General features: G+C 73.6%; 11 protein-coding genes. 5 read left to right on the forward strand and 6 right to left on the reverse strand.

The window, feature by feature from the left end:
- Positions 1 to 32: 32 nt before the first annotated feature.
- From hpf to mtrA, 5 genes are all read right to left on the reverse strand, one after another.
- Positions 33 to 746: a ribosome hibernation-promoting factor, HPF/YfiA family gene (hpf, locus tag DEJ28_RS11645; RefSeq protein WP_111114901.1), complete on the reverse strand. Its 714-nt coding sequence runs from the start codon at positions 744 to 746 to the stop codon at positions 33 to 35.
- 172 nt (positions 747 to 918) lie between these two features.
- Positions 919 to 1575 carry a ComF family protein gene (locus DEJ28_RS11650; RefSeq protein WP_111114900.1) on the reverse strand — a complete coding sequence of 219 codons (657 nt, stop codon included), beginning with the start codon at positions 1573 to 1575 and terminating at the stop codon, positions 919 to 921.
- Between the two features lie 126 nt (positions 1576 to 1701).
- On the reverse strand, positions 1702 to 3381 hold the full coding sequence (locus DEJ28_RS11655; protein ID WP_111114899.1) for an LpqB family beta-propeller domain-containing protein: 1680 nt from the start codon (positions 3379 to 3381) through the stop codon (positions 1702 to 1704).
- Positions 3381 to 5132, reverse strand: a complete 1752-nt coding sequence (gene mtrB, locus DEJ28_RS11660; RefSeq protein ID WP_220034600.1) for an MtrAB system histidine kinase MtrB — start codon at positions 5130 to 5132, stop codon at positions 3381 to 3383. Before mtrB ends, DEJ28_RS11655 begins: the two co-directional genes overlap by 1 nt.
- A gap of 5 nt (positions 5133 to 5137) precedes the next feature.
- Positions 5138 to 5812, reverse strand: a complete 675-nt coding sequence (gene mtrA, locus DEJ28_RS11665; protein ID WP_111114898.1) for an MtrAB system response regulator MtrA — start codon at positions 5810 to 5812, stop codon at positions 5138 to 5140.
- Between the two features lie 352 nt (positions 5813 to 6164).
- Here mtrA and DEJ28_RS11670 point away from each other — a divergent pair, with 352 nt between their 5' ends.
- From DEJ28_RS11670 to DEJ28_RS11690, 5 genes are read left to right on the forward strand one after another with little or no spacing between them, the layout of a single operon-like run.
- Complete coding sequence (locus tag DEJ28_RS11670; protein WP_181433647.1) at positions 6165 to 7352, forward strand: glycerophosphoryl diester phosphodiesterase membrane domain-containing protein; 1188 nt, start codon at positions 6165 to 6167, stop codon at positions 7350 to 7352.
- Positions 7349 to 7987: a DUF4129 domain-containing protein gene (locus tag DEJ28_RS11675; RefSeq protein WP_111114896.1), complete on the forward strand. Its 639-nt coding sequence runs from the start codon at positions 7349 to 7351 to the stop codon at positions 7985 to 7987. Before DEJ28_RS11670 ends, DEJ28_RS11675 begins: the two co-directional genes overlap by 4 nt.
- The gene (locus DEJ28_RS11680; protein WP_111114895.1) at positions 7984 to 9216 is read left to right on the forward strand and encodes a DUF4350 domain-containing protein; all 1233 of its coding nucleotides are present in this window, start codon (positions 7984 to 7986) and stop codon (positions 9214 to 9216) included. Before DEJ28_RS11675 ends, DEJ28_RS11680 begins: the two co-directional genes overlap by 4 nt.
- Positions 9217 to 9239: 23 nt before the next feature.
- Positions 9240 to 10205 (forward strand): AAA family ATPase, encoded by a 966-nt coding sequence (locus DEJ28_RS11685; protein WP_111114894.1) that lies wholly within the window; start codon positions 9240 to 9242, stop codon positions 10203 to 10205.
- Positions 10205 to 11557, forward strand: a complete 1353-nt coding sequence (locus DEJ28_RS11690; protein ID WP_111114893.1) for a DUF58 domain-containing protein — start codon at positions 10205 to 10207, stop codon at positions 11555 to 11557. Before DEJ28_RS11685 ends, DEJ28_RS11690 begins: the two co-directional genes overlap by 1 nt.
- Positions 11558 to 11572: 15 nt before the next feature.
- Here the strand turns inward: DEJ28_RS11690 and DEJ28_RS11695 are convergent, their stop codons facing one another.
- The gene (locus DEJ28_RS11695; RefSeq protein ID WP_111114892.1) at positions 11573 to 12568 is read right to left on the reverse strand and encodes a stage II sporulation protein M; all 996 of its coding nucleotides are present in this window, start codon (positions 12566 to 12568) and stop codon (positions 11573 to 11575) included.
- Between the last annotated feature and the right edge of the window lie 2 nt (positions 12569 to 12570).

Below are 12570 nucleotides of genomic sequence, written 5' to 3' on the forward strand. Positions count from 1 at the left end.
CGCACTCCCGGATCGGTCGTCGGTGACGATCGTCAGGCGATCGCGACCGCCGGTTCGGACGCCGGCTCGGACGCCGCTGCCTCGGACCCACCCGCGGTGGCGCCGTCGATGCCGATGACGCCGTAGTCCCAACCCTTGCGCCGGTAGACCACGCTCGGCCGGTGCGTCTCCGCGTCGACGAACAGGTAGAAGTCGTGCCCGACGAGCTCCATGTAGTACAGCGCGTCGTCCACCGTCATCGGGGCGGCCTCGAAGACCTTGTGGCGGATCACCACGGGGCTGTACACCTCGGTCTCGTCCTCGCCCGAGTCGTCGGTGACGACGGGGACCGCTCCGGTCGCGACGTCCTCGATGAGCTTGCCGTCTGCGGGCACGACGCCCATCTGCTCGAACGCGGTGCCCGAGGCCTCGGCGACCGAGGTCGGACGGTGCCGCCCGCGGTGCACCTTGCGGCGGTCGCGCGCCCGGCGCAGCCGCTCCATGATCCGCGCGAAGGCGAGGTCGAAGGCGGCGTACTTGTCCGACGCCGCGGACTCCGCCCGCACGAGCGGGCCGGGGCCGATCAGGGTGAGCTCGACGCGGTCCTCGCCCTGGGAACCGCTCGATTTCTCGTGGTGGCGGCTGATGCGCACCTCGAAGGCGAGGGCACGGTCGGCGAGCACGTCGATCTTCTCGGACTTCTGCTCGACATAGGTGCGGAATCGGTCGGTGACCCCGATGTTCCGGCCCGTGATCGTCACGTCCATGTGGCGGCTCCCATCCAGACTCAGCGCGTCGCCTCCATCCGGCGATCCTGAACGCCTTGTCGCGAGGCTAGACCCGACCGGGTGTCGGCGTCACCGGGAACCGGTGAGTCGGCACGGACACCCACCGGACACACAGTGATCACCGACCGTTCACCGAGCTCCCCCGTCCCGCTCACTCGTCGACGCTCGCCACCGCGACGCAGCGCACCACCCGGCCACCGGCAGCCCGGACGGCGCGCACCGCCTCGGCCATCGTGACGCCCGTCGTGACGACGTCGTCGACGACCACGACGTCCCTGCCCGTGACGCGGTCCGCGCGCAGGGTGCCGACGGTCGCCGCGACGCGCTCCACCGCGCTGCGCTCCTTCTGTCCCGGGCCGGCCCGGTCCCGCCGTCGGCGGACCCGCTCGAGCGTCGAAGGACGCCGCACGCCACCGCGGGCGAGGAGCAGCGCCACGGGGTCGAACCCGCGCCGCCTGGAGCCCTGCGGGGACGGTGGGACCCGGAGCAGCACCGTGCCCGCCGGGGCCTCGGCGAGCGCCGTCCGCACGAGCGCGCCGAACCGGGAGCCGAGCGGGCGGGCGAGGTCCACGCGGCCGCGGAGCTTGAGTTCGAGGAGCAGGGTGCGGACCAGTCCCCCGTACTCGAACGCCGCGTCGAGCCGGACCCCGGCGACGAGCCGCACGCGACGGGGTTCGTGGTCGAGGGCGCTGCGGCAGGTGCGGCAGAGGGCTCGGTGCGGCGCACCGCAGCCGGCGCAGGCCACCGGCAGGAAGAGCCCGAGCACGGCGAGGGCCGCGTCCTGCCATGGCCGGTCGGTCGTCGTCATGACCACCAGGGTGGCGGCGACCGCACGACGGGCGTGTGCCGAACCCGGGGACTGTGGACGCGCCTCCAGGCCGGTGGCCCTGTGGAGGACCCGCCGTCAGCACCGGACGTCGGCGCGGACCGGACCTCAGCGCTGGATGCCGAGCACGTCGGCGGTGGCGCCCGTCGTGTCCCATCCGCCGCCGGTGGACTGCAGCACCGAACCGTCGGACATCCGCAGCAGCATCGAGCCGGCGCTGCCCCCGGCGATCGAGGTCGCTCGACCGTCCGGCTTCGGCAGCGTGCTCGACTGTCCACCGATCGTCGTCCGCACCACGTCCGGACCGGACGGGGTCTGGCCGAGCGATGCGACGTCGGAGTCGCTGATCCACGCCGCGCCGACGGCGTCGCCGGTGGCCGCCTGGACCCGCACCGGTGACCCGAGCGCGGTCGGCGTCCGGTCGGAGCCGCGGACGATCGCCATCACGTAGAGGCTCGGTCCGTCGCTCGTCTCGATGAGCGCGAGGACCCTCGTGGAGTCGCGGGAGACCTGGAACGACACGAGCTCGCCCTTCGGCAGGGTGGTCGTGACGGTGTGCGGGTCACCGCCGAAGCCGTACGCCGTGACCTTCCGGGTGTCCGTCGAGGACGCCACCCACACGAAGCCGAGGTCGTCGATCGACGGCGGCACGAGGTCGTCCGTCGCGTCCACGCGCAGGTGGGTGCGCCCCCGGACCACGCTGACGCCGTCCTCGTTGCCGACGACGGCGGCGGTGCCCGACGCGGACAACGCGAACGAGGACGGGTCGAGTCCGGCGATCTCGTCACCGAGACCGTTGCCCAGGACGGCGACCTTGCCGGTGCCGGCCGCGTACCCGACCGCGCCGTCCTGCTCGACGAGCGGCCGCGAGTCGACGTCCGGGTTCTGCTGCGCGTCGGAGCCGTTCGCGTCCGGCACCGAGAACGTCGCACCCTCGACCGTGATCGCCACCGACGAGACCGTGGCGACCGATGCCAGCGACTTGCTGAGCTGCTCCCGCATCCGGACCTTGTCCTGGCTGCTGGCGCGGAGGGCGTCACTCGACAGGTCGACGAGTGCCGTCCCGCTGTCGATCGTCACGGCGTTGAGGGAGAGCTGCGTGCCCTCCGGGAACGAGGACACGACGGAGCCCTTGAGCCAGGCGGCGGGTCCGGCGAGCAGCGCGCTCGCGATCCGGGTGCTCGTCGAGGAGCGGGCGAGGAACCAGCGCTCGTCCGGCACGAGGAACCGGTACGTCGGGTCGAAGAAGTACAGGGCGTGCTGCTGGAACACCGAGTCGAAGTTCACCGGCGACAGGATGATGCCGTCGGGGGCGTAGGCGATGCGCCACTCGCCGTCCTCCCGGGTGAACTGGAACGTGAGGGTCGACGAGGTCGGACGGACGGCCTGGGTGTACTCCCCTTCGGAGTCGACGGTGGCGCTCGCGGTGAGGGTGTAGGTGAGCTCCCGGTCGCCGACGCGTTCGACCGCCGGGTTGCCCTGCCGGATGGTGACGCCACGACGCGGGTTCCACTTCTCGGAGAAGCTCGACGACAGGAACTGCCGCGCGATTGCGTAGTCGTCCTGGGCACCGGTGCCTGCGGCGATGAACCCGCGGAGGATCGCCGTCTGGTCGGAGCCGGCGACCGGCTTGTCCGGCCGGTAGTCCACCCCGGAGATGGACTCGTCCTTGATCGTCTGCCCGGCGCGGACCGGACCGTCGGTGGGGATCGCGGCGCACGCCGACACGGCGACGACGGTCACCGCGGCGAGCGCGACGGCGATCAGGTGCCGGAAGCGGGTGCGCATCAGTCTTCCTCTCGCACGGCGCGGGGGCCGTCGTACGACTCGTCGAGTTCGGGCAGCGGGATCGCGGACGTCGAGACGCCGACGCCGTCGGTGCGGGGCAGCGTGAGCACGAAGGTCGACCCCTCGCCGGGGCGGGACCACACGTCGATCCGCCCGCCGTGCAGGTTGGCGTCGCCGAGGGAGATCGCGAGCCCGAGGCCGGTGCCGCCGATGGTGCGCTTCCGGCTCGGGTCCGCCCGCCAGAACCGGTCGAAGACCCGGGCGGCGTCCTCCGGCGGCATGCCGATGCCCTGGTCGCGGACGGCGATCGCCACCGACCGGGCATCGCTGTCGACGACGACCTGCACGGGCTTCGCGTCGCCGTGCTCGATCGCGTTGCCGACGAGGTTCCGGAGGATCCGCCGCACCCGCTTCGCATCGAGCTGCATGGTGGTGTGCCCGCCGGGGGTCACGAGCTGCAGGTCGATGCCGGCCCGCTCCGCCAGGGGCCGGAACTCGTCGACGATGTCCGTCGCGAGGGCCGCCGGGATGACCGGCTCCGGGTCGAGCTGCACGGCCTGCGCGTCGAACCGGGAGATCTCGAGCAGGTCGGCGAGGAGCATCTCGAAGCGCTCGATCTGCGCGTGCAGGAGCTCGGCGGACCGACCGACCGACGGTTCGAAGGCGTGCCGGGAGTCGAAGAGCATGTCGCCGGCGAGCCGGATCGTGGTGAGCGGCGTGCGGAGTTCGTGTGACACGTCGGACACGAACCGCTGCTGCACGCGCGACAGTTCTGCGAGCTGGGTGATCTGCCGGCTCACCGCCTCGGCCATGCCGTTGAAGCTGCGCGCCAACGTCGCGATGTCGTCGTTGCCCTTCACCGGGATGCGTTCGTCGAGCCGGCCGGCGGCGATCTTCCGGCTCGTCTCGGCCGCACCACGGATCGGCAGGACGACGAGTCGCACCACCAGCGACGTGACGAGGGCGATGAGCACCATGAGGGCGACACCGCCGATGGACAGCGTCTGGGAGACGAAGTCGAGGGTCTGTTGCGCGTCCGACAGGTCGTAGACGAGGTACAGCTCGTACTGCCCGGCGCTCGGGATCTGCAGCGTCGACCCGACCGCGAGGCCCGGCTGGCTGCGCCCGTCCTCCTCGAGCCGCACCGGCTGCAGGCTGAGCTTGCCGGTGTTCTTGCCCACCTCCTTCCGCAGCGCGTCGGTGATGGCGGCGTCCGGGAAGCCCGGGCTCACCACCGTCTGCAGCGCCTGCGGTGCCGTCTGGTCCGGGCTCCGCTCGATCGCGATGCTCGTGCCGCCGGGGCTCGTGGTGTTCGACAGGATCGCCTGCTGCGCCTCGTTCTGCAGCGTCTCGAGCTCGGACTGGTTGTTGTCCTCGCCGGCGGTCGCCGCGTCGAAGATCCCCTGCGCCACGACGGTCGCCCGCGCCGACTCGGCCTCGATCTGGTCGCGACGCTGCGAGTAGACGTTGTTCGAGATGCTGATCATCACGGCGGTGCCGATGATCGCGATCGCCAGACCGGTCGTCATCACGGTGATCGCGACCGACCGGAACATCAGGGAGCGGCGCCACAGGTAGGCGACGCCGCGGAGCCCGCGGCGGAGCCACCGGCGGAGTCGGCGGGCGACGCCGCCGGGCGCGGTGCGGCCGGGCCCGGTGGGCGCGGCGCGCCCGGCTCCGGTGGCGCGACCGGCAGCCGTCGTGGCTCGGCCGGACGGCCCGGCTCCCCGGTCCGACGGTGCGGGCGGCACGGTGCTCAGGCCCCTCCGGCCCGGTACCCGACGCCGCGCACCGTGGTGACGATCTTCGGGTTGTCGGGGTCGTGCTCGATCTTCGCGCGGAGCCGCTGCACGTGCACGTTCACCAGACGGGTGTCCGCCTTGTAGTGGTAGCCCCACACCTGCTCGAGGAGCATCTCGCGCGTGAACACCTGGTTCGGCTTCTCGGACAGGGCACGGAGCAGGTCGAACTCGAGCGGGGTCAGCGCGATCACGGCATCCCCGCGGCGGACCTCGTGCCCGGCGACGTCGACCGTGAGGTCCCCGACGTGCAGCACCGTCGCGTCGGCGGCGGTCGGGCGCAGACGCGTCCGGATCCGGGCGACGAGCTCCTTCGGGTTGAAGGGCTTCACCACGTAGTCGTCGGCACCGTTCTCGAGGCCGGCGACGACGTCGGCCGTGTCGCCCCGCGCGGTGAGCATGATGATCGGCGTCCCGCTCTCGGCGCGGATCCGCTTGCACACCTCGATGCCGTCGATGCCCGGGAGCATCACGTCGAGGAGCACCAGGTCGGGCTTCGTGCTGTGGAACGCGTCGACGGCGTCGTTGCCGTCAGCGCTGAACTCGGGCTCGTAGCCCTCGGAACGGAGGACGATGCCGATCATCTCGGCGAGGGCCTGGTCGTCGTCGACGACGAGGATGCGCGGTGTCATGTGATGTGGACTCCGTGTGACGTGCAGCGGTGCCGGGTCGACACCTGACCACTCACGATAGCCGAGGCCCCGTCGCGTGGCGTTTTCCGACAGGATGGAGTCGATCGCGCTCCGCTGCGCGGCCGACGACGAGGGGGCGGCGATGTCGGATTGGCAGGTACCGGGTGGGTCGGGTGCGCAGGACGGGCCCGGTGGATCTGGCGGGCCTGGAGGCACGCAGCGCCCCGGTGGTCAGCAGCCGTCCGGCCCGTGGCCGGGTCCAGGGCCGCAGCCGGGTCCAGGGGCGCAGTCGGGTCCGCAGGGCCAGCCCGGTCCGCAGGGCCACCCGGGTCCGCCGGTCGGGTCGCGTCCGGTGATCCCGTTGCGGCCGCTCGGTCTCGGCGACGTCCTCGGCGGCGCGTTCACGGTCTTCCGCCGGAACGCCCGGGTGCTCCTCCTGTGGAGCGTCCTGCTGAGCGGTGTCCTCGGCCTGCTGTCGACCCTCGTCAGCACGTTCGGCCAGCAGGCCCTGCAGTCGCGGATGCTCTCCGCGGTGGACGGCGGCAGCGGCAGCGAGTCGATCGCCGCGGGGTCCTTCACCCTCTGGCTCGTGCTGTCGGCCGGCCTCCCCTTCCTGGCGTTCCTCGGTCGCGGGTTCCTCGTCGCCCCGGTCGCGGCGGACACCGGGCAGCGGATCCTCGGCCGTCGGGCGACGTTCCGCGGGATCTGGGCCCTCCTCGCCGGTCGTCGTCGGTCGGTGGTCGCCTGGATCCTCCTGCAGCTCGCCGCCGGCGCCGTCGTCGGGATCGTGTTCGTCCTCGTGATGGTCGGCTTCATCGCGGCGCTCACCGCGGGCCGGTCGAACGTCTGGGGGTTCGTGCTCGCGATCCTCGGACTGCTCGCCGGGTTCGCGGTCGTCGTGATCTGGCTCGGCACCCGCTTCGCCTTCACCGTCCCGACGATCGCCCTCGAGGGCCGCACCGTCTTCGCCGCGGCCGCCCAGTCGTGGCGGCTCACCCGCGGGTCGTTCTGGCGCACGTTCGGCATCCTGCTCCTCGTGCAGGCGATGTTCGGCTTCGCGGTCTCGATCGCGTCGTTCCCCCTGACGATCGGGGCCGTGCTCATCGGCGGCACGTTCGACCCGCTCGGACAGACGGACGCGTCGACGGGACTCGGCGTGGCCGGTGTCGTCGCGGTGGTCGTCGGGAGCCTGCTCGGGATCGCCGTGCAGTGCATCACCGACGTGCTGAGCGCCTCGGTCACGACGTTCCTCGCCGTCGACCGTCGCATCCGGACCGAGGCCCTCGACCAGCGGATCGCGTCGCACCTCGAGACCGGGCAGCCCACCGACCCGTTCGCGCCGGCCCCACAGGTCGTCCGGCCGCCCTGGCCCGGTCAGCAGCAGTGGCCCGGTCAGCAGCCCTGGCCCGCGCAGCAGCAGTGGCCGGGCCAGCAGCCGACACCGCAGCAGCAGTGGCCCGGTCAGCAGCCGGCACCGCAGCAGCCGCCGCCGGAGTGGGGCGGCGCCCCGGACCGGTACCCGCCGGACGGTCGGGCATGACGGTCGACCCGGACGAGGCCCGGCGCCTCCTGGAGCGTGAACTCGAACGGGCCGAGTACGACGGTGCCCACGTGACGTGGTGGGACCGGGCGTCCCGCGCCGTCCTCGAGTGGCTCGGTTCCCTCCGCGCGGACGGCCTCGGCTCGCCCGCCGTCGCGCACACCCTGCTCTGGGTCGCGATCGTCGTCCTGGTCGCGGTCGTCGTCCTCGTGGTCGTCGCGCGCGGCCTCCCCCGTCGTCGTGCTCGGCTCGCCGGCACCGACGTCGGCGGGGTGTTCGACGACGACGACCTCCGCTCCGCGCGCGCCATCGGCGACGACGCCCGCGCTGCGCTCCGTGCCGGTGACTGGTCCCGCGCGGTGCTGGACGGCTACCGTGCCCTCGCGCGCGGCCTCGGCGAGCGCGACCTCGTGCCCGACGTCCCCGGTGCGACGGCACGGGCGATCGCCGGTCGAGCGGCGGTCGTGTTCCCCGACGAGTCCACACGACTCGACCGCGCCGCAGCGACCTTCGACGAGGTCCGGTACCTCGGCATCGCGGCCACCGAGTCCGCCGCGCACGACGTCCTCGACACCGAGCACGCGGTCCGCACCGCTCGCCCGGCCCGCACCACCTCGCCGGCGGTGCCCGCTTGACCGCGACGGCGACCCGACCTGCGGAGCGCGCCACGGTCCCGCCGCGGGACGGCCGCGGTCTCCGCATCGGCTTCTGGGTCGCCATCGTCCTGGTCGGCCTGCTCCTCGCCGCCCTCACCGCGGTCGTGCAGGGCTCGGAGGGGCCCTCCAACGCCCCGCTCGACCCCACCTCGACGACCGCGAGCGGGTCGAAGGCGCTCGTCCGGGTGCTCGAACAGCAGGGCACCGACGTCCGCGTGGTGGACAGCGCCGACGGCATCACCGGCGGCACGGTCTTCGTCGACGACTCGCAGGGCGCCCTCGACCCGGCCGTCGCTCGCCGGCTCGCACGGCAGGCGTCGCACGTCGTGCTCGTCTCGACCGGCGCCGTCGCCCTCGATGCCTTCGACCTGGACGTCGAACCGGCCGGCTCGGTCGCGGGCACCGACACGGTGTCCACGCGGACCTGCGCGATCCCGGCCGCGGCCGACGCCCGCCGGGTCACGACCACGGGGTCCGCGTACCGGGTGCCGGAGGGCGAGTCCGTCCCGGACGGCACGGCCGTGTGCGCGCCGTCCGGCTCCGGCGACGACCGCGCGTACGGACTCGTCCGCACGGCCACGCCCGGCGGCGACGTGACGCTCGTCGGGACGACCTCGGCGTTCCGGAACGACACGATCACGACGGCCGGCAACGCCGCGCTCGCGCTCGGCCTGCTCGGCGGCGACGACTCGCTCACCTGGTACACGCCGACCCCGGGGACCCCCGACGCCGCGCCGACGCTCGGCTCCCTCGCACCACCGTGGGTGCCGAGTGCCCTGGCGCTGCTCGCCCTCGTCGCGGTCGCCGCCGGTGTCTGGCGCGGACGACGGCTCGGTCCGCTCGTGGTCGAGCAGATGCCGGTGGTCGTCCGTGCGGCGGAGACGACCGAGGGACGAGCCCGCCTCGCCGCCCGCACCCGGGACCGCACCCACGCCCTCGACACCCTGCGCGTGGCCGCCCTCCGCCGGATCGGCCGACGACTGGGACTGCCCCGCTCGGCGCACGTCGACGAGGTCGTCCGCGCCGCGGCCCGCGCCACCGGCATCCCGGACGCCCGCGTCGGTGCGGTGCTCGTCGGCGGGACGACCCCGGACCACCGTGCACTCGTCGCGGGGGCGGCAGCCCTCGACGACCTCGAGCGCGCCGTCACCGCCGCGACCACCGGCGACCAGCAGACCGACCACGACCGACGAGGAGCACGACCGTGACCGATCCCTCTCCAACCCAGACCATGCAGCCGCCGGCGGGCGATCCCCTGCGGGACGCCTTCGGTCGACTCCGCGCCGAGGTCGGCAAGGCCGTCGTCGGTCAGGAGGGCGCGGTCTCCGGCATGATCGTCGGCATCCTCGCCCAGGGACACGTCCTGCTCGAGGGCGTCCCCGGCGTCGCCAAGACCCTCCTCGTCCGGAGCCTCGCCGCAGCGATGTCGCTCGACACGAAACGCATCCAGTTCACACCGGACCTCATGCCCGGCGACGTCACCGGCTCGCTCGTGTACGACGCCTCGACGGGCACGTTCCCGTTCCGCGAGGGCCCGGTGTTCACGAACGTGCTCCTCGCCGACGAGGTGAACCGCACGCCTCCGAAGACGCAGTCCGCGCTGCTCGAGGCCATGGAGGAACGGCAGGTCAGCGTCGACGGCGACCCGCGGCCGCTGCCGGACCCGTTCTTCGTCGCGGCGACGATGAACCCGATCGAGTTCGAGGGGACGTACACGCTGCCCGAGGCGCAGCTCGACCGGTTCCTCATGAAGCTCACGCTCGACGTGCCGCCGCGCGACGTGGAGTGGCAGGTGCTCCGCCGGCACGCCGACGGTTTCGTGCCCCGCGACGTCCGATCCGCCGGGATCGTGCCGGTGGTCGGCGTCGACGAGGTCATCGCCGCCCAGCGAGCGGTCCGCGCGGTCGGCGCGCGGGACGACGTGCTGGCCTACATCGTCGACCTCGCCCGCGCGACCCGTCAGGCTCCGTCGGTCCGGGTCGGCGTGAGCCCCCGCGGCGCGACCGCGCTGCTCGCGGCTGCGAAGGCCTGGGCCTGGCTCACGGGCTACGACGCGATCACCCCGGACCACGTGCAGGCGATGCTCCTGCCCGTCTGGCGGCACCGGCTCCGGGTCGCCGCGGACGCCGAGCTCGAGGGCGTCGGCGCCGACGGCGTCCTGCAGCAGGTGCTCGAGCAGGTCCGGGTGCCGATCTAGTGGCGATCTCCGGCCGGTTCGTCGCGCTCCTCGCCGTCGCGATCGTCCCCACCGTGCTGCTCGGCACGGGGTGGGCCGGCGCGGCGTGGGCGGGCGTGGTGGTGCTCGCCGCGGTGCTCGACGTCCTGCTCGCCGCCGACCTCGGACTCGTCAGGGTCGAACGGAGGATGCCGCGCCTGGCACGGCGCGACACGACGGCCGACGGCACGCTCGTGGTGGTGAACGACGGCCGCCGGCCCCTGCGCGGCGTCGTCCGGGACATGTGGGAGCCCTCGGCCGGTCACGCTCCCCGCCGCACCTCGCTGCACGTCCCCGCCGGCGAGCGCCGGACCGCACGGATGCGGTTCGCCCCGTTCCGCCGCGGCCGCCGGGTCACGGCCGGGGTCGCCGTGCGCGCGTTCGGACCGCTCGGGCTCGCCGCCCGGCAGCGGGTCGTTCCAGCACCCGGCGAGCTCGTCGTCACGCCGCCGTTCCGGTCACGGCGGCACCTGCCGTCCCGGCTCGCACGACTCCGAGAACTGGACGGCGAGACCACCCTGCAGCTCCGCGGGCACGGCACAGAGTTCGACTCGCTCCGCGACTACGTGCGCGGCGACGACGTGCGCTCGATCGACTGGCGCGCCACCGCCAGGCGTCAGGACCTCGTCGTCCGGACCTGGCGACCCGAGCGGGACCGCCGCGTGGTCGTCGTCGTGGACGCCGGACGTGCCGGAGCCGGCCGGGTCGACGACGAGCCACGGCTCGACACGTTCATCGAGTCCGCCCTGCTGCTCGGGGCACTCGCCGCCGCCGCGGGCGACCGCATCGACCTCGTGGTCCTCGACGACGCCGTCCGCGGCCGGGTGCACGGCGCCACCCGCACCGACGTCGTCCAGCGCTTCGGGGAGACCCTCGCGCTCGCGGAACCCGGGCTCGCCGCCACCGACTGGTCCGCCGTCCCCGCCCTCGTCGACTCGATCACGACCTCACGGGCCTTCGTCGTGCTGGTGTCGAGCCTCGACTCCGTCGGCGCGTCCGGCGACCTCCTCGCCGTCCTGCCGCGGCTCACCCGGCGGCACGCCGTCCTCGTGACGTCCGTGACGGACCCCACGGTCGAGCGGATGGCGAGCGGGGCACTGGACGCGACCGTGGCCGGTCCGGGGCGACGAGGCGGCGCCGCACCGTCCCTCCCGGCCCGTGCGGAGCGCGACGTGTACCGGCGGGCCGCCGCGGAACGCACCCTGCTCGACGCCGACGGCATCGCGGACGTCGCCCGCCGGGCGGGCGCCGAGGTCGTCCGTGCCACGCCGGAACAGGTGCCGCCCCTGGTGGCCGACGCGTACATCCGGGCGAAGGCGACCGGTCGGCTCTGACGCGCCGTCGCCGGCTCAGCCGGCGACCAGCGAGGTGGTGCCGCGCTCGAACTCCTCGAGGTCGCCGCGCTCCCCCGCGCGGTGTGCCCGGCCGCCCAGCACCCACTGGTACCAGAGCACCGCGGCGAGGGCGACCGTCCCGATGCCGATCTTGACGGGCCACGGCCAGTCCTGCCGCGTCACCGTGCCCTCGACGAGCCCCGAGAGGAGCAGCGTCAGCGTCAGGCCGACCGCGATCGTGATGAGGGCGCGTCCGTCCTCCGCGAGGGCCTGCGCGCGCGTGCGGGCACCCGGCGCCACCCACGACCAGAAGATCATCAGACCGGCGGCCGCCGCGAGGAACACCGAGTAGAGCTCGAGCTGCCCGTGCGGGGCGATGTAGAGGAAGAAGTCGCCGAGGCGTCCCTCGGAGTGCAGGATCGCCGCGGAGACGCCCAGGCCGATCGCGTTCTGACCGATCGAGAACGGCACGAACAGACCGGTGATCCCGAAGGCCACCATCGTCGCGGCGATGTACGCGTTGTTCGTCCACACCTGCACCGTGAACGCCCCGAGGCCGTGGTCCGAGTAGTAGTCCTGGAAGTCCTGCGTCGCGTACTGCCGGAGCGACTCGGGCGTGCCGAACGTCGCGATGGCACCCGGCGTCGTGCTGATCCAGACCGCGACGATCGCGGCGATCGCGGCCGTGGCGACCGCCACCCAGATCGTCACCCAGCGGATCCGGTACAACGCCGCCGGCAGCTGCAGGACGAAGAACGACGTCACGGCGGTGAGCGGGTCGACCGGCGTGCCCGTGAAGCGCAGGCGTGCGCGGAAGAGCGTCAGGGAGAGCCGGTCGCCGACGGCGGTGCGCGGGGCGGCACGGCGGATGCGAGCGAGGTCGGTGGCGGCCTCCTGGTAGCCGGACACGAGGCGGTCGGCGTCGGCGCCGGACGTGTGCCGCGCGCGGGCGAGGCGGTCGAGTTCCTGCCACCGTTCGCGGTGCACCTCGGTGTAGGCGTCCAGGTCCACAG

It is taken from the genome of Curtobacterium sp. MCPF17_002, from assembly GCF_003234115.2.
Taxonomy (GTDB): domain Bacteria; phylum Actinomycetota; class Actinomycetes; order Actinomycetales; family Microbacteriaceae; genus Curtobacterium.

Bases quoted from the DNA above. Each gene is read 5' to 3' on its own strand.
- DEJ28_RS11655 (WP_111114899.1), bottom strand. From the start codon at position 3,381: ATGCGCACCCGCTTCCGGCACCTGATCGCCGTCGCGCTCGCCGCGGTG.
- mtrA (WP_111114898.1), bottom strand. From the start codon at position 5,812: ATGACACCGCGCATCCTCGTCGTCGACGACGACCAGGCCCTCGCCGAG.
- DEJ28_RS11685 (WP_111114894.1), top strand. From the start codon at position 9,240: ATGCAGCCGCCGGCGGGCGATCCCCTGCGGGACGCCTTCGGTCGACTC.
- DEJ28_RS11650 (WP_111114900.1), bottom strand. From the start codon at position 1,575: ATGACGACGACCGACCGGCCATGGCAGGACGCGGCCCTCGCCGTGCTC.
- DEJ28_RS11675 (WP_111114896.1), top strand. From the start codon at position 7,349: ATGACGGTCGACCCGGACGAGGCCCGGCGCCTCCTGGAGCGTGAACTC.
- hpf (WP_111114901.1), bottom strand. From the start codon at position 746: ATGGACGTGACGATCACGGGCCGGAACATCGGGGTCACCGACCGATTC.